This is a genomic window from Brevundimonas sp. (assembly GCF_046295775.1).
Lineage (GTDB): Bacteria > Pseudomonadota > Alphaproteobacteria > Caulobacterales > Caulobacteraceae > Brevundimonas.
On record NZ_JBKBML010000008.1, the window covers coordinates 71,946 to 93,269 of the forward strand.

Annotated in this window: 18 protein-coding genes; 9 read left to right on the forward strand and 9 right to left on the reverse strand. The window is 66.7% G+C overall.

The window, feature by feature from the left end; genetic code table 11:
• Positions 1-7 precede the first annotated feature (7 nt).
• The 4 genes from ACK4I0_RS07065 to ACK4I0_RS07080 all read right to left on the reverse strand — a co-directional run bounded on the left by ACK4I0_RS07065 (position 8) and on the right by ACK4I0_RS07080 (position 3,823).
• The gene (locus tag ACK4I0_RS07065; RefSeq protein WP_409609384.1) at positions 8-1,189 is read right to left on the reverse strand and encodes a thiolase family protein; all 1,182 of its coding nucleotides are present in this window, start codon (positions 1,187-1,189) and stop codon (positions 8-10) included.
• 78 nt (positions 1,190-1,267) lie between these two features.
• Entirely contained in the window at positions 1,268-1,963 is a 696-nt protein-coding gene (locus tag ACK4I0_RS07070) for a pirin family protein (protein WP_409609386.1), read from the reverse strand.
• Positions 1,964-2,018: 55 nt separating this feature from the next.
• Positions 2,019-3,125 carry a chorismate synthase gene (gene aroC, locus ACK4I0_RS07075; protein ID WP_409609388.1) on the reverse strand — a complete coding sequence of 369 codons (1,107 nt, stop codon included), beginning with the start codon at positions 3,123-3,125 and terminating at the stop codon, positions 2,019-2,021.
• 11 nt (positions 3,126-3,136) lie between these two features.
• Entirely contained in the window at positions 3,137-3,823 is a 687-nt protein-coding gene (locus tag ACK4I0_RS07080) for a J domain-containing protein (RefSeq protein ID WP_409609390.1), read from the reverse strand.
• A gap of 84 nt (positions 3,824-3,907) precedes the next feature.
• Between ACK4I0_RS07080 and pdxH the strand changes: the two genes are divergently transcribed.
• Positions 3,908-4,582 carry a pyridoxamine 5'-phosphate oxidase gene (gene pdxH, locus ACK4I0_RS07085; protein WP_409609392.1) on the forward strand — a complete coding sequence of 225 codons (675 nt, stop codon included), beginning with the start codon at positions 3,908-3,910 and terminating at the stop codon, positions 4,580-4,582.
• Between the two features lie 70 nt (positions 4,583-4,652).
• Here pdxH and ACK4I0_RS07090 read toward each other — a convergent pair whose 3' ends face one another.
• The gene (locus ACK4I0_RS07090; RefSeq protein ID WP_409609394.1) at positions 4,653-7,724 is read right to left on the reverse strand and encodes a TonB-dependent receptor plug domain-containing protein; all 3,072 of its coding nucleotides are present in this window, start codon (positions 7,722-7,724) and stop codon (positions 4,653-4,655) included.
• A 298-nt stretch (positions 7,725-8,022) separates the two neighbouring features.
• On the opposite strand from ACK4I0_RS07090, the gene ACK4I0_RS07095 reads away from it, so the two are divergent.
• From ACK4I0_RS07095 to ACK4I0_RS07105, 3 genes are read left to right on the forward strand one after another with little or no spacing between them, the layout of a single operon-like run.
• A complete protein-coding gene (locus ACK4I0_RS07095; RefSeq protein WP_409609396.1) occupies positions 8,023-8,376 on the forward strand; it encodes a hypothetical protein in 354 nt (117 codons plus the stop codon).
• 16 nt (positions 8,377-8,392) lie between these two features.
• The gene (gene carB / locus ACK4I0_RS07100) at positions 8,393-11,689 is read left to right on the forward strand and encodes a carbamoyl-phosphate synthase large subunit (RefSeq protein ID WP_409609398.1); all 3,297 of its coding nucleotides are present in this window, start codon (positions 8,393-8,395) and stop codon (positions 11,687-11,689) included.
• Positions 11,690-11,739: 50 nt separating this feature from the next.
• Positions 11,740-11,937: a cysteine protease gene (locus ACK4I0_RS07105; protein WP_409609400.1), complete on the forward strand. Its 198-nt coding sequence runs from the start codon at positions 11,740-11,742 to the stop codon at positions 11,935-11,937.
• 4 nt (positions 11,938-11,941) lie between these two features.
• Here the strand turns inward: ACK4I0_RS07105 and ACK4I0_RS07110 are convergent, their stop codons facing one another.
• Together ACK4I0_RS07110 and udk are read right to left on the reverse strand one after the other, a co-directional pair.
• Positions 11,942-12,562: a TetR/AcrR family transcriptional regulator gene (locus ACK4I0_RS07110; protein ID WP_409609402.1), complete on the reverse strand. Its 621-nt coding sequence runs from the start codon at positions 12,560-12,562 to the stop codon at positions 11,942-11,944.
• 60 nt (positions 12,563-12,622) lie between these two features.
• Positions 12,623-13,270, reverse strand: a complete 648-nt coding sequence (udk, locus tag ACK4I0_RS07115) for a uridine kinase (protein ID WP_409609404.1) — start codon at positions 13,268-13,270, stop codon at positions 12,623-12,625.
• Between the two features lie 146 nt (positions 13,271-13,416).
• Here udk and ACK4I0_RS07120 point away from each other — a divergent pair, with 146 nt between their 5' ends.
• Together ACK4I0_RS07120 and ACK4I0_RS07125 are read left to right on the forward strand one after the other, a co-directional pair.
• The gene (locus tag ACK4I0_RS07120; protein ID WP_409609406.1) at positions 13,417-15,048 is read left to right on the forward strand and encodes a long-chain-fatty-acid--CoA ligase; all 1,632 of its coding nucleotides are present in this window, start codon (positions 13,417-13,419) and stop codon (positions 15,046-15,048) included.
• A gap of 6 nt (positions 15,049-15,054) precedes the next feature.
• Positions 15,055-15,759 (forward strand): DUF1499 domain-containing protein, encoded by a 705-nt coding sequence (locus tag ACK4I0_RS07125; protein WP_409609408.1) that lies wholly within the window; start codon positions 15,055-15,057, stop codon positions 15,757-15,759.
• Here the strand turns inward: ACK4I0_RS07125 and ACK4I0_RS07130 are convergent.
• Positions 15,744-16,646, reverse strand: a complete 903-nt coding sequence (locus ACK4I0_RS07130; RefSeq protein ID WP_409609410.1) for an MBL fold metallo-hydrolase — start codon at positions 16,644-16,646, stop codon at positions 15,744-15,746. The two genes, ACK4I0_RS07125 and ACK4I0_RS07130, sit on opposite strands and share 16 nt — an antisense overlap.
• Positions 16,647-16,702: 56 nt before the next feature.
• On the opposite strand from ACK4I0_RS07130, the gene ACK4I0_RS07135 reads away from it, so the two are divergent.
• The gene (locus tag ACK4I0_RS07135) at positions 16,703-16,849 is read left to right on the forward strand and encodes a hypothetical protein (RefSeq protein ID WP_409609412.1); all 147 of its coding nucleotides are present in this window, start codon (positions 16,703-16,705) and stop codon (positions 16,847-16,849) included.
• Here the strand turns inward: ACK4I0_RS07135 and ACK4I0_RS07140 are convergent.
• Positions 16,846-17,256 (reverse strand): TIGR01244 family sulfur transferase, encoded by a 411-nt coding sequence (locus ACK4I0_RS07140; RefSeq protein WP_409609414.1) that lies wholly within the window; start codon positions 17,254-17,256, stop codon positions 16,846-16,848. The genes ACK4I0_RS07135 and ACK4I0_RS07140 overlap by 4 nt on opposite strands.
• Positions 17,257-17,479: 223 nt before the next feature.
• Here ACK4I0_RS07140 and ACK4I0_RS07145 point away from each other — a divergent pair, with 223 nt between their 5' ends.
• The gene (locus ACK4I0_RS07145) at positions 17,480-20,602 is read left to right on the forward strand and encodes a TonB-dependent receptor domain-containing protein (RefSeq protein WP_409609416.1); all 3,123 of its coding nucleotides are present in this window, start codon (positions 17,480-17,482) and stop codon (positions 20,600-20,602) included.
• Between the two features lie 140 nt (positions 20,603-20,742).
• Complete coding sequence (locus ACK4I0_RS07150; RefSeq protein WP_409609418.1) at positions 20,743-21,276, forward strand: hypothetical protein; 534 nt, start codon at positions 20,743-20,745, stop codon at positions 21,274-21,276.
• The last annotated feature ends 48 nt before the right edge of the window (positions 21,277-21,324 follow it).

Below are 21,324 nucleotides of genomic sequence, written 5' to 3' on the forward strand. Positions count from 1 at the left end.
AGGCGCGTCAGGCCAGTTCGACCGCCATGGCCACGGCCTCGCCGCCGCCGATGCACAGGCTGGCCACGCCCTTCTTGCCGCCGCGCGCCTGAAGTGCGGCGAGCAGGGTCGTGAGCACGCGCGCGCCAGAAGCGCCGATCGGATGGCCCAGCGCGGTGGCGCCGCCGTTGACGTTCAGCTTGTCGCGGTCGATGCCCAACTCCTTCTGGGCGATCATGGCGACCACGGCGAAGGCCTCGTTGATCTCCCACAGATCGACATCGGCGACGCTCCAGCCCGCCTTGTCCAGCGCCTTCTTCATCGCCGGGACGGGGGCGGTGGTGAACAGGCCGGGCTCATGGGCGTGGGCGGCATGGCTGACAACGCGGGCGACGATGGGCAGACCCAGCGACCGGGCCACGCTTTCGCGAGTCATGACCAGGGCGGCCGCGCCGTCCGAGATCGACGAGGCGTTGGCGGCGGTGATAGTGCCGTCCTTGGCGAAGGCTGGCCGCAGGGTCGGGATCTTTTCAGGGTTGGCCTTGCCCGGCTGCTCGTCCTGGCTGACCGTCTCGACGCCCTTTCGGGTCTTGACCTCGACCGCGACGATCTCGGCCGCGAAGGCGCCCGAGGCGATGGCCGCATTGGCGCGGCGCAGGCTCTCGATGGCGTAGTCGTCCTGCTGTTCGCGGGTGAACTGATACTGGCCGGCCGAGTCCTCGGCGAAGGCACCCATCAGCTTGCCGGGGGTGTAGGCGTCTTCCAGCCCATCCAGATACATGCTGTCGGAGATGACGTCGTGGCCGATGCGGGCGCCCGAGCGGTGCTTGGCCATGACGTAGGGGGCGCCGGTCATGGACTCCATGCCGCCGGCGACGATCACGTCGGCCGAGCCCGCCTTGAGCGCGTCATGCGCCATCATGGCCGCCTGCAGGCCCGAGCCGCACATCTTGTTGACCGTGGTCGCTTCGACGTGCTGTCCAAGACCGGCGCCGATGGCGGCCTGACGCGCCGGGGCCTGGCCCAGGCCGGCCGGCAGCACGCAGCCCATGTAGATCTGATCGACTTTTTCGGCAGGAACGCCCGCGCGCTCGACCGCCGCCTTGACCGCCGCCGCGCCCAGCTCTGTCGCCTTGACACCCGACAGGGCACCCTGGAAGCCGCCCATGGGCGTGCGGGCGAAGGAGCAGATGACGACGGGATCGGACATGGCGGGCCTCGTGAAGAACTAGCCCGGTAAATCGGCTGTACGGCGCGCGAGCGCAAGCCCGCGCGCCGTCTCTCAGACCTAGCGGCTGTCCACCATGACCAGTTCGGCGTCGGCCGTGGCGGTCACGGTGATCGCGGCCTCCTCGGCGATGGCGGCGCCGTCGCGGGCGTTCAGGGCGACGCCGTTGACCTCGACCGCGCCGACGGCCGGGACCAGATAGGCGCGACGGCCCGCGGCCAGGTCATAGGTCAGGCTCTCGCCCGCCTTCAGCGTGGCGCCCAGCACCTTGGCGTCGGCGTTGATCGACAGGGCATCGTCGGCGGGGTCGCCGGACGCCAGCACGCTGAACCGGCCCGAGCGGTCGGCCTTGGGAAAGGCGCGCTGGCCCCATCCAGGCCGGCTGCCCGGCCGATCGGTCTCGATCCAGATCTGGAACAGGGTGGTCATCTCGTCCTCGAGATTGAACTCGGAGTGACGCACGCCGGTGCCTGCGCTCATGACCTGAACATCGCCCGCGCCGGTGCGGCCCTTGTTGCCTATCGAATCCTCGTGGGTGATCGCGCCGGTGCGGACGTAGGTGATGATCTCCATGTCGGCGTGGGGATGGGGCGGAAAGCCCGACCGCGCCGCGATCTCGTCATCATTCCAGACGCGCAGCCGGCCCCAACCCATCCGCGACGGGTCGTAGTAATTGGCGAAGGAGAAGTGATGGCGGGCGTGCAGCCAGCCGTGGTTGGCGCCTCCGAGCGTGTCGAAGCGGCGGACGTCGATCATGGTGGTCCTCCTGTGTCTGGCGCGGTCTGCGCCGATCTGAGGCCTATATAGGTAACTAGTACTGTTGCGAAAAGGGGGCGTCGACCTGGGCCCGATGCATAAGCATTGCGTCGGCCAGGACGCAGGCGGCCATGGCCTCGACAACCGGCACGGCGCGCAGAGCCACGCAGGGGTCATGACGGCCCTTGGTGCGCAACTCGGTCTCCGCGCCGTCGCGGGTGACCGTGCGTCGGGTGGTCAGGATCGAGGAGGTGGGCTTGAAGGCCACGCGGGCGGTGATCGCCTGGCCGGTCGAGATGCCGCCCAGCACGCCGCCTGCGCGGTTTGACAGGAAGACGGGCGCGCGGTCGGGTCCAAGGCGCATCTCGTCGGCGTTGTCTTCGCCTGACAGTTCGGCCGCTTCGAAGCCTGCGCCGATCTCCACGCCCTTCGCCGCGTTGATCGACATCAGGCCTGCGGCCAGTTCGGCGTCCAGCTTGGCGTAGAGCGGCGCGCCCCAGCCGGCGGGAACGCCCGTCACCTCCAGAGCGACAACCGCGCCGATGGAGGAGCCGGCCTTACGCACCTCGTCCAGATAGGCCTCCCAGGCGGGGACAACCTCGGACGATGCGGCGAAAAGCGGGTTATGCTCGACCGCGTCGAAGTCGATGGCGTCAGGGGTGATGCGGTGCGGACCGATCTGAACCACGCCGGCGCGGATGCGGACGTCCGGCCCCAGGACCAGACGAGCCACTGCGCCGGCGGCGACGCGGCAGGCGGTCTCGCGCGCCGAGGATCGGCCGCCGCCACGGTGATCGCGCACGCCATACTTGGTCTGATAGGCGTAGTCGGCGTGACCGGGACGATAGGCGCGCGCGATCTCGCCATAGTCCTTGGACCGCTGATCGGTGTTCTCGATCATCAGGCTGATCGGCGTGCCGGTGGTCACGGGGCCGGCGCCGTCATCGAACACGCCCGACAGGATGCGGACCTGGTCGTCCTCGCGGCGCTGTGTGACGAAGCGGCTGGAGCCGGGCTTGCGGCGATCCAGCCAGGGCTGGATGTCGCCTTCCGCCAGCGGGATCAGGGGCGGGCAGCCGTCGACCACGCAGCCGATGGCCGGGCCGTGGCTCTCGCCCCAGGTGGTCACGCGAAACAGATGGCCGAAGGTGTTGTGCGACATGGCCTTCAGGCTTAGGCCGCGCGGCGGGCCGGCGTCCAGACACGGCTGAACCGCAGCAGCAGATCCTCGGCCTCGCTGGCGGCTTCGGCGCAGGGTTTAAGCGCGACGAACAGATGGCCCTGAGCGCGTGATCCGCGTGCGGGCAGGCCCAGATTGGCCAGGCGCAACCGCCCCGTGCCGCCGCCGGGCGCGATCCAGGCGGGACGGAGGCCGGCGTGGGTGTCGATCTCGATGCGGCCTCCATCGGCCAAGCGGCGCGGATCGACAGCCCAGTCCATATAGAGGTCGTCTCCCACGAGGCTCACGCCGTCGGCCGGCTGCACCAGAACGACGAGCCGTTGACGGTCGGGGCCGCGCACCCAATCGCCGCTGCGCAGGCCGGCCGGCACGGTCAGCAGATGCGCGCCCTTGCGGACCTCGCCGCCGCGGAGGGCCTGCATCGGCGTCAGACGCAGCACTGGCGCAGGCGCGGGAAGGAGGCGGCGCGTTGCGCCCGGATCGGCCGCGCGTACGACGGTCCAGGCCTCGACGACGCGGCGAAAGCTCTCGGCGTCGCCCCCCGCGCGGTCGGGGTGGCTGGCCTTGGCGGCGGCGCGGAAGGCGGCGGCGGGCGAGGGGGCGTCGGCTCGGTCCAGACCCAGCACGGCGCGGGCCTGGGCCAGGCTGAGAGGCGGTGGCATGGCTGACGTGTCGCCCATGTCCGAGCCTTGGCTGAACAGGGTGAATAGCGGCTTAACCGTGATCGCTTGGCGACGCCCGCCGCCCGGGCCTAAACATCGAGCATGACAACGCCCGTGATACCGCCCAGCCCGTCGCGCGAAGAGTACGCGCGCGACTACGCCGCCGCCCTGGCCGCCAATGGCGACGAGAGCATCTGGAGCCGCGAGGAGCCGATCGGCCTCTTCATCGAATGGCTGGGGCAGGCGAGGGCGCACGAGATCAACGATCCCAACGCCATGACCCTGGCGACCGTCGACGCCGACGGCCTGCCCGATGCGCGCATGGTGCTGTTGAAGGACGTGGATGCGCGCGGCTTCACCTTCTACTCCAACCGCGAGAGCGCCAAGGGGATGCAGCTGAACGCGCGCCCGGCGGCGGCCCTGGTGTTCCACTGGAAGTCGCTGCGTCGGCAGGTGCGCGTGAGGGGTGCGGTCGAACCGGTAAGCGCCCAAGAGGCCGACGCCTATTTCGCCAGTCGCGCCCGTGAAAGCCGCATCGGCGCCTGGGCTTCAGATCAGTCGCGGTCGATCGCGGACAGACGCGCGCTTGAGGCTGCGGTCGCCCGTGAAACAGCGCGATTCGGCGACGGCGAAGTGCCGCGGCCGGAAAGATGGACGGGGTGGCGCGTCGTCCCACACACCGTCGAGTTCTGGCGCGACCGGCCGTTTCGACTGCATGATCGACTGCGGTTCATGCGCGACGGCGCGGCCTGGAACGCCCAGCGCCTCCAGCCTTGAGGTCAAGAAAAAGGGCGGCTCTCGCGAGCCGCCCTTTCAAGTCTTCGATGATGCGAACCGTGGAACGGGTTTAGCGTCCGAAGGGGTTCAGCGAGCTGAGCGCACCCAGACGCATGGTGGCGCCGACGTAGAAGTAGCGGCCCTCCGCACCGATCGGCAGCGATTCGCTGCCGAGATCAGGCTCTTGGCCCAGCAGGTTGTTGATGCCGCCGTAGACGGTGACCTGGTCGCTGACGTTCCAGCGCGCCTGGATGTCATGACGCGTCAGAGCCGAATATTCGTAGAAGTTCGGCGTGACGATGTCCGGACGCACCGCGACGGTCTCAGGCGCAACCCGGTAGGTTTCGTCCTGATAGACGTAGCGATAGTTGAACGCGAAGTCCTTGATCATCCAGGTCGCGTTGAAGGCAGCGACCCATTCGGGCGCTTCCGGATAGCCGGAACGCTCGTTGGGGGACTCAGGATCGTCGATGAAGGTCAGGCGATCCAGCTTGGTCGCGGCCAGGCTGAGCTGCAGGCGGCCGATGTCGTCCTGATAGCCAAAGTTGGCCGGATCCAGCAGGTAACGCATCGTGAAGTCGTAACCGCGTGTCTGATAGTTCGACACGTTCAGGATAGTCTGGCGGAACGAGTTCAGCGAACCCTGGGTCGGCGAGCCCGCCACGCTGTTGCGCGTGATTAGGTCGCAGAACTGGTTCGGCTGCGGCTGGTCGTAGCACTGGTCAACGATGAACTGGGCCGACGGCGCGTTGATCGCATCGGCCAGGTCGATGTCGTAGTAGTCCAGCGAGACGTTGAAGCCGGGCAGCCAGCTCGGCGAATAGACGACGCCATAGGTGAAGGTGTCGGCCGTTTCCGGATTCAAGTCGGGGTTGCCGCTGATCTCGCCGCGCACCGAGGACGACAGCGACGTCGTCCATTCGCCGGCCGGGGTCGTGATGCCGGCGGCGGTCAGAGCCGCCTGGCAGTTGGCCAGACGGAACTCGTTGCCGCTCTGGATGCGCGCCCGATCGCAGGGATCGGCCAGCAGGGCGAAGGTTTCAGCCGTGGGGAGGAACAGTTCGCTGATGTTCGGCGCGCGAACGGCGCGGGCGACCGTGCCGCGGAACAGAAGATCCTGGATCGGGTTCCAGCGCAGGCCGGCCTTCCAGGCCTCGGTCTGTCCCGAGGTCGAGTAGTCCGAGATGCGGTAGGCGCCGTCCAGGGTCAGATTGTGGGCGAACGGCAGGTCGCGCAGCAGGGGCACGTTCACTTCCGCGAACGCTTCCTTGACGTGGAAAGCGCCGATCACATCGACCCCTTCGCCCGCCCAGGAGATAGGCTCGCCTTCGGCCGCAGCCAGGGCTTCGATGTCGCTGGTGTAGGAGCGGCTGCGCTCCTGACGGTATTCAGCGCCGATGGCGAATCCGATCGGACCGGCCGGCAGGCTGAACCAGGGCGAGGAGTCGCCGGCGACGAAGCCGCTAACGACCTCCTGCTCGATGATGGCGCGGCGTTGCGTGTCCTGATTGATCCAGTTGATCGCGTCCTGCGAGATATTGCCGTCGCCGAACACGTTGGCGGCCACGCAGCCGCTGTTGGCTCCGGGCGTGAACGTGAAGGCGCGGCTGGGGCTGTTGCCGCCGGTGAAGGCGTCATAAAGCAGGTCAGCGCTGGGATCGAGGTTGGTGCGGCAGACGATATTGCCGTTCGCCACTCCAGTACGGAAGAGACCCTCATCAACCGCGTCGATCGCAGCGAACCAGCGGTCGTTCAGACGGTTGTTGTAGTAGGTGGTGTCGTTCTCGGTGCGACCATAGACATACGACAGCTCGTAGTTGAACACGCTGCCAAAATCACCGTTGATGCCCGTCGCGGCGCGGTAGGTGTCGCGGTTGATGCGCGTCCCGGTGAAGCCGAGATCAAAGTTGTCACGGCCCATCAGCACGAAGTCGCCAAAGCCGCCCGGGGTCTGCGCGTCCGCCCGGATCGACGCCGGCATGAAGGCGTTGTCGATCGGGATCAGGATGCCGTAGTCGAAGGTCGGCTGAGCCTGGAACTGGGTCTTGGTGTTAACGAACTTGCCCTCAAAGAAGAAGTTCAGCGCCGGGCTGACTTCGAAGTTCAGGGTCGTGTTGACCGCATTGCGGCGCAGGCCCGGCAGCAACTGATCGACGAAGTCGTCGGTGAGCGTGCCGTCGCCGCCGATCATCGAGAAGCCGCCGATGAAGATGCCGTCATTCCAGGGCGTGCCGTCGCCGTTGAAGCTGACGCCGCCGGTCGAGGTCGCGGTGGCGAAGTTGGTGAACACCGCCCCGCCGCGCGCCGTGTCGATGTAGCGTATGTTGGTCGTCGGGATTTGATCGACGATGTTCGGGTCATTGGCGCTAGGGCCGCCGAAGGTGCGGGGGTCGGCCGGGTTGTTGGCCAGCACAGCGCGCCGGCCCGACTGGGTGTAGCGGCGGTCACTGGCGTTGATGGCGCGCGAGTCGTCATACTCGTAGCCGAGGGTGGCGTTGAGGCGTCCGTCCAGGAAGTTGTGGCCGATCAGGCCGCCGAAATAGGTCTTCTGGCCGCCGCCGTCCTCGGTCCAGCCGCTCTGAGCGCGCAGATCGACGCCCTCGAAGTCGGTCTTGAGGATGAAGTTGACCACGCCGGACACGCCGTCGGCGCCGTATTGGGCCGAGGCGCCGCCGGTCAGGACTTCAACACGATCGACCAGAGCGGTCGGGATGGTGTTGATGTCCACCGCCGCGCTGCCGGGGCTGCCTGCGACGTGACGACGGCCGTTGACCAGCACCAGGGTGCGGTTGGTGCCGAGGTTGCGAAGGTCCGCCAGATTCAGGCCGGCCGAGGCCGATCCGGAGGTGTTGGCCGAGTCCTGGCTGTCGAACGATCCGACCAGGGCAGGGAAGTCGGAGATGAAGTCGGTTAGGTTGGTGATGCCCGAATAAGCGATTTGCTCGGACGTGACCGACTGAACCGGGTTGGACTGGGTGTAGTCCTGCAAACGAATGCGCGAGCCGGTGACCACGATGTCGCTGACAGTGGCGGTTTCGTCCTGCGCGGGCTGCGGCTCGGGCTGGGTCTGGGCGGCGGCGACGCCGGCTAGGGCGGTGGCGGAGATGATCGTGCCGGTCAGAAGGGCGCGTCGTAGCGTCATCATTGGGTCCTGAATACTGACTGGGGCGGATGTGCTGAACGACCGGGCGCCGGCGTCGTGATTGATCCGCGAAAGGGGGTGGGGTAGCGCGGTCATGACCGGCGCGTAACCCGATGCGACCGTTTTGCGGTGAGATTGTGACTTGCTTACAATAGATTGTCACAAAATGGAGACGATTTGTCGCAGTCTGGCGCTTCAAACGTCTGATGTTTGTCACGTGGGGTTTCGCTTGCAGGAGCGGGGCCCCCCCTCTAAACCGCGCCCTTGACCCACAATCCGGCGACGGCGGGCGCGAGCGATGATCGCGGCCGGCGCGCGCGTGCGCGAAAGGCTGACGGCGCTGTCCCACGATGTTCCTCATGACGAGCGTGACGCCATGGTGCGCGCGGCGCTGGCCGAACATGGCGACAGCGGGGTCACCCCGCGGCACACGCTTTTCTATTTCCACGGCGACGGCGACCACGACGACCTGAACGAGGTGGCGCGGCGCGCCGGCTTCGTCACGCGCGGCGCCGACGACCAGACGGTTCTGGAGACGACGATGGCGGTGGACGAGACATCCTTCGCGCCGGTGTCTTCGATGATGCAATCCTGGGCCGCGGCCTTCCAGCTGGAGTATGACGGCTGGGAGTGCGCGGTCGTGACGAACTGACGGAAAGAGGCTCCAGATGCCCAAGCGTACGGACATCCAGTCCATCCTCATCATCGGCGCCGGCCCGATCGTCATTGGCCAGGCGTGCGAGTTCGACTATTCCGGCGTGCAGGCGTGCAAGGCGCTGAAGGCCGAGGGTTACCGGGTCATTCTGGTGAACTCGAACCCCGCCACCATCATGACGGATCCGGAGGTGGCCGACGCCACCTATATCGAGCCGATCACGCCCGAGATGGTCGAGAAGATCATCGCCAAGGAGAAGCCGGACGCCCTGTTGCCGACCATGGGCGGTCAGACGGCGCTGAACACGGCGCTGGCGCTGGAGCAGTCCGGCGCCCTGGCGCGCCATGGCGTGGAAATGATCGGCGCCAAGGCCGAGGTCATCGACAAGGCCGAGGACCGCCAGAAATTCCGCGACGCCATGGACAAGCTGGGCCTGGAGAGCCCGCGCTCGCGCGCCATCCACACGGTGGAGGAGGGCGACGACGCCCTGGCCTTCGTGGGCCTGCCGGCGATCATTCGCCCCAGCTTCACCCTGGCGGGCACCGGCGGCGGCATCGCCTATAATGTCGAGGAATTCCGCGAGATCGTGGAGCGCGGCCTGGACCTGTCGCCAACGACCGAGGTGCTGGTCGAGGAAAGCGTCCTGGGCTGGAAAGAGTATGAGATGGAGGTCGTCCGCGACACGGCGGACAACTGCATCATCGTCTGCTCCATCGAAAACGTGGACCCGATGGGCGTCCACACCGGCGACTCGATCACCGTCGCCCCGGCGCTGACGCTGACGGACAAAGAGTACCAGCGGATGCGCACGGGCTCGATCAACGTGCTGCGTGAGATCGGGGTCGAGACGGGCGGTTCGAACGTTCAGTGGGCGATCAATCCGGCGGACGGCCGCATGGTCGTGATCGAGATGAACCCGCGCGTGTCGCGCTCTTCGGCCCTAGCGTCCAAGGCCACGGGCTTCCCGATCGCCAAGGTCGCCGCGCGCCTGGCCGTCGGCTACACGCTGGACGAACTGCAGAACGACATCACCCAGGTGACGCCGGCCAGCTTCGAGCCGTCGATCGACTATGTCGTGACGAAGATTCCGCGCTTCGCCTTTGAGAAGTATCCGGGTTCGGAGCCCCTGCTGACCACGGCGATGAAGTCGGTCGGCGAAGTCATGGCCATCGGCCGCACCTTCCAGGAGTCGATGCAGAAGGCCCTGCGCGGACTGGAGACCGGCCTGTCCGGCTTCGACGAAATCGAGATCGAAGGCGTGACCGAGATGGAGGAGGAGGCCTCCATCCGCGACGCCGTGGTGCGCGCCCTGGGCCGTCCGACGCCCGACCGCATCCGCGTCATCGCCCAAGCCTTCCGCCACGGGCTGACGGTGGAAGAGGTTCAGGCCGCCTGCGCCTACGAGCCCTGGTTCCTGCGCCAGATCGCCGACATCGTGCGCGAGGAGGGGCATCTGCGGGTGAAGGGGCTGCCGCGCGAAGCCGCCGAGTTTCGTCGTCTCAAGGCCAAGGGCTTCGCCGACGCGCGCCTGGGCCAGCTGACCGGCATGACCGAGGCCGAGGTGCGCAAGGCGCGCCGCGCCCTGGACGTGCGTCCGGTCTTCAAACGCATCGACACCTGCGCCGCCGAGTTCGCCTCGGCCACCGCCTATATGTATTCGACCTATGAGACGGGCGTGCTGGGCCAGACGCCGTACTGCGAGGCCGAGCCGTCGGATCGCCGGAAAGCCGTCATCCTGGGCGGCGGTCCGAACCGTATCGGGCAGGGGATCGAGTTCGACTACTGCTGCTGCCACGCGGCCTTCGCCTTCGCCGACATCGGCGTCGAGTCGATCATGGTCAACTGCAACCCCGAGACCGTCTCGACGGACTACGACACCTCCGACCGCCTGTATTTCGAGCCGCTGACGGCCGAGGACGTGCTGGAGCTGATCGACGTCGAGCGGTCCAAGGGCGACCTCATCGGCGTGGTCGTGCAGTTCGGCGGGCAGACGCCGCTTAAGCTGGCCCACGCTCTGCAGGAAGACGGCGTGCCGATCCTGGGCACCTCGGTCGACTCCATCGACCTCGCCGAGGACCGCGAGCGCTTCCAGCAGATGCTGGGCGAGATCGGCCTGATGCAGCCACCGAACGGCCTGGCCCGCTCTGCCGAGGAGGCCGCCGCCAAGGCCGAAGAGGTCGGCTATCCCGTCGTGCTGCGACCGTCCTATGTGCTGGGCGGCCGAGGCATGATGATCGTCCACGATCGCGAGCAGCTGGACCGCTACGTCCACGAGGCCATGCGCGTGTCGGGCGACGATCCCGTGCTGATCGACCACTATCTGAACCGCGCCACCGAGGTGGACGTCGATGCGCTGTGCGACGACGAAACCGTCTTCGTCGCCGGCGTGCTGGAGCATATCGAAGAGGCCGGCGTGCACTCGGGCGACAGCGCCTGTTCGATGCCGCCCTATTCGCTGTCGGCAGAGACGGTGGCCGAGCTGATGCGCCAGACGACGGAAATGGCCAGGGCGCTGAAGGTGCGCGGCCTGATGAACGTGCAGTTCGCTATCGAAGAGCCGCACAGCGAAAGCCCGCGCATCTTCGTGCTGGAAGTGAACCCGCGCGCCAGCCGCACGGCGCCCTTCGTGGCCAAGACCATCGGCCAGCCGATCGCCGCCATCGCCGCCAAGGTGATGGCCGGCGAAAAGCTTTCGTCCTTCGGACTCGAGCACAAACCCTACGACCACATCGCGGTTAAGGAGGCGGTCTTCCCGTTCGCCCGCTTCGCCGGCGTGGACACCGTGCTGGGGCCGGAAATGCGCTCGACCGGCGAGGTCATGGGCCTGGACTGGAAGCGCGATGGGGAGGCCGACATGACGCCCGCCTTCGCCCGCGCCTTCGCCAAGTCCCAGATCGGCGGCGGCACCGTGCTGCCGACCGAAGGCTGCGCCTTCGTGTCGGTCAAGGACGGCGACAAGCCCTTCATCCTCGAGGCCGTCCGCTCGCTGAAGGCTCAAGGGTTCAGCGTCATCGCCACCTCGGGCACCCACGGCTATCTGGCCGAGCAGGGCGAAGAGGTCGGCCTGGTCAAGAAGGTGCTGGAAGGCCGTCCGCACATCGTCGATGCCATGAAGAACGGCGAGGTCCAGTTGGTCATCAACACGACCGAGGGCAAGCAGTCGCTGACCGACAGCTTCAGCCTGCGCCGGACCGCTCTGATGATGAAGATCCCCTATTACACGACGGCGGCCGGGGCCCTGGCTGCGGCGCAAGGGATCGCGGCCATCCGCGCCGGCGATCTGGATGTCCGGCCGCTGCAGAGCTACTGAAACCGACGGGGGACTGGACCGTTATCGACGGGCTCACAAGGAAGTCCGCCATGTTCGTCCCCCGTATCGCCACCATCATCGGCGGCCTTCTGCTGTCCCGCGGCGGCCGCCGCTTGGCCGGCCGCAATGCCGGCAAGCTGGCTTTGGCGACCCTGGCCTGGCAGGTCTGGCGCGATCGGCAGCGCCGGAAGACCGGCGCACCGGCCGCGCCGTCAAACAAGCGTTGGAGCGGTCGTCGCCGGGCCTAAAGGCTCAGCGGGCGCCGTATCGAGCCATGAAGGTTTCAACGGCGTCCTCAACGATCTGATCGTGGCTGCGCGTCGCCTGACGCTCGTCGCCGGTCACCAGCGGCATGAAGAAGATCGGATGTTCGATCATGCCCATAAGCTGGCCCGCGGCCCAGGACGGCTTTGACACGGCCAGTTCGCCGGTCGCGTTCAGTCGCTGAAGGGCTTGCATCAACACGCCGCCGAAATCCGAACGGCCCCGCTCGAAGAAATGCAGCGCCAGCTTGGGAAAGCGCCCCCGCTCGGCCATGACCAGCCGAAAGATTGAGCGGATGAAAGGGTCGCCCATGAACCCGGCGTAGCCGATCATGAATTGCGACAACTGGCGCCGAGCATCGCCTTGCGCCTCGTCCCGGACGCGGTCCATGCGCTGGGCGAACTCATCGGCCGCGCGCTCGATCACCGCCGCGAACAGGTGCTCCTTGGAGGGAAACAGCGCGTAGAGGGTCGCGGTGGAAACTCCCGCCTCACGGGCGATAGGCTCCATCCGGGTGACGGAATAGCCGTCGGCGGTGAACGAGCGGCGCGCGATACGGAGAACCGTGTCGCGGCGCGGGTCGTCGTCGACGTTGGAAGCGATAGTCATGCGAACTCACTGACAGCGCGCCATGATCGCGCCGCCTCCGAACAACCGCAAGTCCGAATTTCAGCGTTCTATGAATGGCGCCAGCAGCGGATGGGCCAGTACGGGCGCCGCCAGACGAACGACCGCATGCGGATCGGTCAGCCGCACAGCCGCCGTCGCATCGGCGACGACGAAGTCGGCCAGCACCTTGGAGGGTTCGGTCAGCCGTTCGTGGCCGGGCCTGACGGTGCCCAGATACTGTTCGATCACGGACTGGGCGGTGCGCCCGCGCTCGGCCTGGTCGCGCAGGAGGCGGCGGATGAAGCGGATGTCGGCGGGGGTGTCGACGAAGACCTTGATGTCGAACAGGCAGGCCAGGTCCGGCGTGCAAAGAAGGTGCGCGCCCTCCACCACCACGACATCGGTCGCCGAGACCGGCTCGCCGCCCGGCTCGCGGCCGTGATGGATGAAGGAATAGACCGGAGCGACGACATCGCGTCCCGACTTGAGATCTGTCAGATCACGGATCAGCAGGTCGTGATCGCGCGCCGCCACGTCATCGAAGTCGAACGTCGCCGCGTCGAAGTCCGGCAGGCTGGCGGCGTCCTTGTAGTAAGAATCCTCGCGCAGCAGCACGGCCCGGCCGGCGGGCAGGGCGGCGACCACGGTCTCGGCCAGGGTGCTCTTGCCCGAGCCCGAGCCGCCAGTGATGGCGATCAGAAGCGTCATGCCGGGCCTTCTGGCACAGCGGCCGGCGCGGGACCATCCGTCGCGCCCGGCCTGACGCCGCGTCACGTTGCTTAACGCTGATCACTTCGTCTAGCGTGCTGAAAAGCGCCGCGATCAAGGTCGGCGCAACGCCGAGGGAATGCGCGATGCTGGGTTTGATGCAGGACTGGCCGCTGACGGTCGACAAAATCCTTGACCACGCCAAGAACTGGCACGGTCACCGCGAAGTGGTGACGCGCTCGGTCGAAGGGCCGATCGTCCGAACCAATTACGCCGAGATCCATCGCCGGGCGAAGCGTGTGTCCAGCGCGCTGCTGGCGTGGGGCATCAAGCCGGGCGACCGCGTCGCGACCCTGGCCTGGAACACCGGCAACCACATCGAGACCTGGTACGGCGTCATGGGCATAGGGGCGGTGTGCCACACCCTGAACCCGCGGCTGTTCCCCGAGCAGCTGGTCTACATCATCAATCACGCCGAAGACCGCATCATCTTCGTCGACCTGACCTTCGTGCCGCTCCTGGACGCGATCCTGAAGCACTGCCCGTCGGTCGAGCGCGTGGTGGTCATGACCGATCCCGACCATATGCCGCAGACGCAGCTGCCGGTCGTAGACTGCTACGAAACCATCGTCGAGCAGGGCTCCGAGGATGTGACCTGGGGCGGCTTCGACGAGAACACCGCCTGCGGCCTCTGCTACACCTCGGGCACGACGGGCAATCCGAAGGGCGTGCTGTACTCGCACCGCTCAAACTTCATCCACACGCTGCTGGGCCTGCAGACCACCGTGCTGGGCGCGACGCCCAAGGAAGTGATCCTGCCGGTCGTGCCGATGTTCCACGCCAACGCCTGGGGCATCGCCTTCGGCGGGCCGGCCGCCGGCTCCAAGCTGGTCATGCCGGGCGCGAGGATGGACGGTGCGGCGATCTACGAGTTGCTGGAGGAAGAGAAGGTCACCTTCTCGGCGGCCGTGCCCACGGTCTGGCAGGGCCTGCTGACCCACCTGCGCGACAACAGTCTGAAGCTCTCGACGGTCAAGCGCGTGCTGATCGGCGGCTCTGCAGTCCCGGAAAGCCTGATCCGCGCCTTCAACGACGAGTTCGGCGTCGAGGTGCTGCAGGGCTGGGGCATGACCGAGACCTCGCCCATCGGCACCCTGTCCAACATGCCGCCCGAGATCGAAGCCCTGCCGTTCGAGGAACAGCTGAAGTGGCGGGTCAAACAGGGCACGCCGCCGCTGGGCATCGAGCTCAAGCTCAAGAACTATGCCGGTCAGGAGATGCCGCACGACGGCAAGACCTACGGCCGCCTGATGGTGAAGGGCCCGACCGTGGCCGGCGCCTATTTCAAGGAAGAGGGCGGCGAGATCCTGGACACCGAAGGCTTCTTCGACACAGGCGATGTCTCAACGGTGGACGCCCAGGGCTTCATGCAGATCACGGACCGCGCCAAGGACGTGATCAAGTCCGGCGGCGAATGGATCAGCTCCATCGAGATCGAGAACCTCGCCATGGGCCACCCAAAGGTCGTCCTGGCGGCCGTCATCGGCGCGGCGCATCCCAAGTGGGACGAACGGCCCGTGCTGCTGGTCAAGCTGAAGGACGGCGAGATCCAGGACAAGCAGGAGCACCTCGACTTTCTGCACGGCAAGATCGCCAAATGGTGGATGCCGGACGACGTGGTCTTCGTCGACGACATCCCGCTGGGCGCGACCGGCAAGATCGACAAGAAGCTGCTGCGCGAGCAGATGAAGGACTATCGTCTGCCGGCGGCGGGCTGATCCCGCATGGCTGATCCGGCCGCCGACAAGAAGGCCCAATCGCGGTTGAAGGCGCTGCTGCTGGTCACCGCGCTGCCGCTGATCGTAACCACCATCGCCGTTTTCGGCGGCCAGTTCGGGCTGCTGGACGTGGAGACGGCGCGCGGCCTGCTGGTCCTGACCGTGGTGCGCGGATTGATCTTCGTGGGTCTGTTCGCGGCCCTGGCGGCGGTGCTGATCGCACGCGCCGACATTCGTGATCGCGGCGTCTTGGCGCTTCTGGCCCTGGTGCTGGCGGCGGGATCGGCGCTGGTGTTCTTCACCCAGTCGGCCAAGGCGGTTCCCGGCCCGAACGATGTGACGACCGATCCGGCCGATCCGCCCGCCCTGTCGCGCCAGTTGATGGCCGCGCGCACAGCGGCGAACGCCTCGCCCCTCGGCCAGAGCGTGGCTTGCGAGGGACTGGAGCCGTTACCCACGCAGATAGCCCCCGAGGTGGCCGGCTGGGCTGTGCGGCAGGCCGGGTTCAACGTCATAGGCTTCGCCGCCTTCCGCGCCGAAGGGGATCGTGACGGCTACTTCTTCGGCCTTGGACACGATGCGGTGGTGCGGATCCGTCCCGGCCGTACGGATGTCCGCGTCATTGCGCATCAGGACCAGCCTCAGGGCGACGTCGCCTGCCGTCTGGCGCGTCGGATACTGGATGAAATGACCGATCAGGGCAGGCGGTAGGTCGCCTGAAGTTTGGGCGCCGGGTCGGCCAGCACGCGGCCCTCCCGCACCAGCTTGATCAGATGGGCGTGGACCGACAGCGAGGCGGCGGGCCACAGTCGGCTGTCCACCGCCGCGTATAGAAATGGGACCATGTCGGCGATGGCGGCGGGCCCACGCGCCAACTGCTCCAACACCTGCGCCTCCCGCGCCAGTCGGTGCGCGCGATAGGCTTTCAGGAAGGGCTCGGGGTCTGTAATCGGCGCGCCATGCGTTGGCCAGATGGTGCTGAAGCCGCGTTCGATTACGGCATCCAGGCTGGTCATATAGGCGGCCATGTCGCCGTCCGGAGGCGCCACGACGGTCGTGGACCAGCCCATCACGTGATCGCCGCTGAACATTGCGTTCTCCTCCTCCAGCACGAACGCCATGTGGTTCGAAGCATGGCCAGGGGTGAACAGGGCCTCCAGGGTCCAGCCGTCGCCGGCGATACGTTCGCCGCCTTTCAGCACGATGTCAGGCTGGAAGCTGTCGTCGTTGTCCTCGTCCAGTCCCCCCGATGCGTGGGTGTCGCGCGCCGGAGGCTGCGCCGCCAGTATCGGCGCGCTTACGGCCTTGGAGAAGGGGCGGGCGAGGGGAGCATGGTCGCGGTGGGTGTGGGTGACCAGCACATGAATGACCCTCTGGCCCTCGACCGCGGCCACAAGAGCGGCCAGATGCGCCTCGTCCAGCGGGCCGGGGTCGATGACCGCCACCTCCGCACCGGGTGCATCGCGGCCGACGATGTAAGTCCCCGTGCCAGCGAAGGTGAAGGCGCCGGGGTTGTTCGCCACCAGCCGTCGGATCAGCGGCGACACCCGATCGCATCGGCCATAGACGAAGTCGAAGTCGCGGACGAAGGGGATCATGCGGTCTGGCCCAGGCCTTGCGTTAACGTCTCGGTCATCTTCTTCCGAGGCGTTTCATGCTGCGATCGACCCTATTCGCTGTGTCAAACCGGCTCCAGCCCATAGCAGCCGCCGTCCTGTGTCTCATGGCGGCGCAGCTGGTCGTGGCGTCCTGCACGCCCGAGCCCGCGCCCTACGCGACGCGCGTCGCCATCAGCCGCTAGAGCGGAACGCGAGACAGGTCGTAACCGGCGTCGGCCGCGGCAGCCCTGAGCGCCTGCGAGTCCGCGCCCTGCCGCGCCCGCGCCATGGCCCAGGCAGCGGCGGACCGCATGCCCGATCGACAGAACAGCAGCACCGCTTGGTCAGGGCTCGCGTCCGCAAGAGCCTGCGCCGTCGCGGCAACGGCGTCGTCATGGGGCAAGCCTCGCACGGGAGCGTGGATCAAACGCAACCCGGCATCGCGCGCTGCGGCCTCTAATTCTCGAAAAGACGGCTGACCCGGCTCCTCTTCATCGGGGCGATGGCTCACCACGAGTGCGACGCCATGTCGCGCCAGCTCAGCCATGTCCTCGGCGAGGATTTGTGGCGACACAAAAACGAGGTCGTCGAGCCGAATAAGGTGAGTCATCCAAAAAATCCCATTATATCAATGTCTTGAACGAGGTGTGTCGCTTGGGTGACAGGCGCAATCATTCCTCATTACAGGGCTGTAACAAGGCAGTGGTGAGGCATAAGGTCGCAGCGTCGGGGCGCATTGGGGCGGCCTGACAAGGTTGCGGACGGCTCTGTCGCGCACAGAGCGGTCCGCCTCAGGAGGACCACGTTTGAAAACCCGCACCTTCCGGGAGCGCTTGCTGCGTTCCACTATGTTCGGCGGCGCCGCGCTCATGGCGCTGACCGCCGCGCCTGCCGTCGTCGTAATGACGCCGTCGATGGCGATGGCTCAGGATTACACTTCCGGCGTGCTTTCGGGCACGGTGACGAGCAGCGGCGGGGCCCCGATCGCCGGCGCCAGCATCAGCGTGACCTCGGCGCAAGGTTCGACCCGAACCGCCACGACGGATGCAAACGGCTCATTCCGCATCCCCGCCCTTGCGGTTGGGGGGTATCAGGTGAGCATTCAACAAAGCGGTTTCGCCGCGCTCAACCAACGCATCAGCGTACAGCCGGGGTCGTCGACCTACGCCTTCACGCTAAGCTCGGACTCTGACGTCGCCCAAGTCTCCGACATCGTCGTGACAGGCGTGCGGCGCGTTCAGGACTTCAACCGCACCGACACCGGTCTGACGGTCGATGTCCAGGAGTTCGCGGAGCGTGTGCCCACCGGGCGCAGCATCAACGCCGTGACCCTGTTCACGCCTGGGGCCAGCCTCCCGGACGCCACCATTGGGGCCAGTTCGCGCCGGAACCAAGGGCTGGTGTCGCTGTCGGGCACTTCCGCCGCTGAAAGCGTTTATTACATCAATGGCCTGAACGTCACCGATCAGCGCAGCTTCCTGGGCTATGGCGAGCTGCCGTTCGATTTCATTCAGACGATCGAAACCAAGACCGGCGGCTATCAGGCCGAATACGGTCGGGGCACCGGCGGCGTGGTGAACATCGTCACCCGTTCGGGCACGAACGAGTGGACCGGCGGCGTCAGCGCCTATTACACGCCCAATGGCCTGCGGTCGTCGCGCGGCCTGTCCTATCAGCAGGGCGGCAACAACTCCGCCGGCGTGCAGGTCTTCAATCAGTACTCCCGATCGGACATCAAGGACTACACCGTCTACGGCGGCGGTCCTCTGTGGCGTGACCACCTGTTCCTGTTCGGCGTGTACAATGTGCGCGACGTGGAGACCGCCGGGGCCCGCACGCGCACCTTGAACACGGCCGGCGTGCCGGGCGCGACGCGCACCCAGACCTTCTCGTCCTACGACGACCCGCGCTGGGCCGCCAAACTCGACTTCGTCATCAATCCGGATCACCGGATCGAGGCGACGATCATGAACGACGAGACCACCACGACCTCGGTCACGCGAACCTACAACGCACAGACCGATGTCCAGACCGCCGAGACAGCGCCGCTGTACGCCGACGCCGGCGGCCTGACTCAAATCTACAAATACACGGGCGTCTTCACCGACTGGTTCACCCTGTCGGCTCTCTATGGACGCATCGAGAGCAGCTATCTGGATTACGGCGATCCGATCGCACTGCCCGGCATCCGCGACTATGTCGCGGCGGGCGGTAACTACATCACCAACGGCATCCACGCCGGGCCTTACAACCTCGCTGGCGAGGACATCCGCGACACCTATCGCATCGACGCGGATTTCTACGTCAATCTGATGGGCGAGCATCACTTCCGCGTCGGCTATGACCGCGAGGATCTGACTTCGTCCGCTCAGAGCGCCTATTCGGGCGGCGCGCTTTATTACGCGCTCGCGCCGGAAGACTGCCCTGCCGGCACGCCCGCAGCCGGCTGTATCGAGGTGCTGACCTTCGCCAACAACGGCGAGTTCACCGCCGAACAGTCCGCCTTCTACATTCAGGACTCCTGGGACATCCTGCCCAACCTGAACCTGCAGCTTGGCGTGCGGAACGACCGCTACGATTACAAGAACGTCGATGGCGACAGCTACATCAAGCTGGACAACCAGTGGGCCCCGCGTCTCGGCTTCAACTGGGACCCGTTCGACCAGGGAACGGATCGCGTTTACGGCTCGGTCGGCGACTACTACCTGCCGATCGCGACCAATACGTCGATCCGCGCCTCTTCGGGTGAAATCTACACGGACGAGTATTTCGATGCGACCCGCACGGGCGGTCCGACCGGCGCGCTGGTTCTGAACGGCAACGTGCCGCAACTCGGCACCCGTCGGGAGATCCTCTACTACAGCCCGCCCGGCGCGCCGGATCCGCGCGCGGTGATCGAGCAGGATCTCGAGCCCATGTATGAGCGCGAGTTCATCTTGGGATACGAGCATACCTTCACTGAAGGCATGTTCGCCGACTGGCGCGCAGGCGTGCGAGGCGTCTACCGCAACCTGGAAAGCACGATCGAAGACACCGCTATCGGCGATGCGGTCGTTCGTTATTGCGTGCGCACCAACACCGCCTGCGGCCAGACCGGTCCGGGGGATGCGGCCTTCGCCTCCATCTTCCCATATGTCTTGGTCAATCCGGGCAGTGGCGCGCGCGTGTTCATCGACCTTCAGGGCGACGCCCGCACGCTGGAAGACGGCTCCGCCAACCCCGCCTACAATCCGCAATACATCGATCTGACGGCGGATGACCTGGCGCTGCCCGAGGTCGAACGCACCTACAAGGCGCTGGAGTTCACCTTCGAGCGGCCCTTCGATGGGGTCTGGGGGCTGCAAGGCTCCTACACTCTGGCGGAGTCCAAGGGTAACTACGAGGGAGCGGTCAAGTCGGACATCGGTCAGACCGACACCTCGATCACCCAGGACTACGATCACTCCGCCAACCAGCTGAACAGCTACGGTTATCTGCCGAACCATCACCGGCACACGATCAAGCTGTTCGGCACCTATGCGCCGACGGAACGCTTCAGCGTCGGGGCCAACTTCACCGCGCAGTCGGGTCGCTACTACGGCTGCATCGGGCGGGTGCCGACCTCGGTCGATCCGCTAGCCCCGCAGGTCGGCACGCCGTCGGGCTGGTTCTGCCCGCTGGGGCCGAACAACTCGACCATCGCCACGCCGCGCGGCTCTCAGGGCCAGACGGACTGGACCTATCAGGTCGACCTCAACATGAAGTACGACCTGATCAAGTCGGATCGCGGCGGCGCCCTGTCGGCCTCGATCGACATCTTCAACCTGCTGGACAACGACGAGACCACGCGCGTGGTCGAGCAGGGGCTGATCCGCACGGCGGGCAACGATCTGACGCTGCGGGCTCCGTACTACGGCCGGTCGCGCTCCTATCAGGCGCCGCGCACGGTTCGCTTCGGTCTGCGCTACAGCTTCTGATCCTCGGATCGGAAGGACAGCAAGGCGGCGGGTTTCGACCCGCCGTCTTTTTTTGCGCGCCGGTGCAAACCATCGGGCGGCCTCGGGCGTTGGGACCTGCTATCGGTCGCAAGACCGCCAATCGGGGAACTGAAAGCCACATGATCATCCACGCGCTCGCTCTCGCCGCCGCCCTGGGTCAGGCCCAGCCTTCGCAGGACGGGCCGATCGCCACCGCAACGCGCGGCGAGACGGTGCTTTCGGAACGCACGCGCGAGGCGATCGCCTATGCCCAGTCCCTGCCGCCAGGCGCCCCTCGCGAGGACTACCCGCTGGTTGCCTGGTGCGAGGCCTTGGTGTCGGGCCACGTCGCGGCGGGCGAGAGCTTGAGCGAACCCGACGAGCTTGACCGCGAGATCATGCAGCTGGGGAGGCTGGAAGCAGCCGATTTCCGCGGGGCCCTGGTCGCGGCCGAAAGCCGGGCGTCGCCCGAGATGAAACGCCTCGCGGCGTCCGCCGCCGCCGAGGCGCAGGCCAAGTGGGCGCCGGTTCTGGCCAATCCGGACGAGGCGGCGCGCAGCCAGACCTTCGGCCTGTTCTATGGCCTGCCGGGACGCTGTGAACACGCCGCGCGCCGCGTGCGGAACAACGTGACGGCGGCGCCGGCCACTCCCGAAGAAGTGGGGCTGGACTAAGGGAGACGCCAGCTCGATTGAAGACGCCCCACGGGTGCGGCAGAATGT

Excerpts from the sequence above, each read along its gene's own strand:
- ACK4I0_RS07105 (WP_409609400.1), top strand. The coding sequence starts at position 11,740 with ATGTTCGTCCCCCGTATCGCCACCATCATCGGCGGCCTTCTGCTGTCC.
- ACK4I0_RS07120 (WP_409609406.1), top strand. The coding sequence starts at position 13,417 with ATGCTGGGTTTGATGCAGGACTGGCCGCTGACGGTCGACAAAATCCTT.
- ACK4I0_RS07130 (WP_409609410.1), bottom strand. The coding sequence starts at position 16,646 with ATGATCCCCTTCGTCCGCGACTTCGACTTCGTCTATGGCCGATGCGAT.
- ACK4I0_RS07150 (WP_409609418.1), top strand. The coding sequence starts at position 20,743 with ATGATCATCCACGCGCTCGCTCTCGCCGCCGCCCTGGGTCAGGCCCAG.
- ACK4I0_RS07090 (WP_409609394.1), bottom strand. The coding sequence starts at position 7,724 with ATGACGCTACGACGCGCCCTTCTGACCGGCACGATCATCTCCGCCACC.
- pdxH (WP_409609392.1), top strand. The coding sequence starts at position 3,908 with ATGACAACGCCCGTGATACCGCCCAGCCCGTCGCGCGAAGAGTACGCG.
- ACK4I0_RS07110 (WP_409609402.1), bottom strand. The coding sequence starts at position 12,562 with ATGACTATCGCTTCCAACGTCGACGACGACCCGCGCCGCGACACGGTT.
- udk (WP_409609404.1), bottom strand. The coding sequence starts at position 13,270 with ATGACGCTTCTGATCGCCATCACTGGCGGCTCGGGCTCGGGCAAGAGC.
- ACK4I0_RS07070 (WP_409609386.1), bottom strand. The coding sequence starts at position 1,963 with ATGATCGACGTCCGCCGCTTCGACACGCTCGGAGGCGCCAACCACGGC.
- ACK4I0_RS07125 (WP_409609408.1), top strand. The coding sequence starts at position 15,055 with ATGGCTGATCCGGCCGCCGACAAGAAGGCCCAATCGCGGTTGAAGGCG.
- ACK4I0_RS07065 (WP_409609384.1), bottom strand. The coding sequence starts at position 1,189 with ATGTCCGATCCCGTCGTCATCTGCTCCTTCGCCCGCACGCCCATGGGC.
- aroC (WP_409609388.1), bottom strand. The coding sequence starts at position 3,125 with ATGTCGCACAACACCTTCGGCCATCTGTTTCGCGTGACCACCTGGGGC.
- ACK4I0_RS07135 (WP_409609412.1), top strand. The coding sequence starts at position 16,703 with ATGCTGCGATCGACCCTATTCGCTGTGTCAAACCGGCTCCAGCCCATA.
- carB (WP_409609398.1), top strand. The coding sequence starts at position 8,393 with ATGCCCAAGCGTACGGACATCCAGTCCATCCTCATCATCGGCGCCGGC.
- ACK4I0_RS07080 (WP_409609390.1), bottom strand. The coding sequence starts at position 3,823 with ATGGGCGACACGTCAGCCATGCCACCGCCTCTCAGCCTGGCCCAGGCC.
- ACK4I0_RS07095 (WP_409609396.1), top strand. The coding sequence starts at position 8,023 with ATGATCGCGGCCGGCGCGCGCGTGCGCGAAAGGCTGACGGCGCTGTCC.
- ACK4I0_RS07140 (WP_409609414.1), bottom strand. The coding sequence starts at position 17,256 with ATGACTCACCTTATTCGGCTCGACGACCTCGTTTTTGTGTCGCCACAA.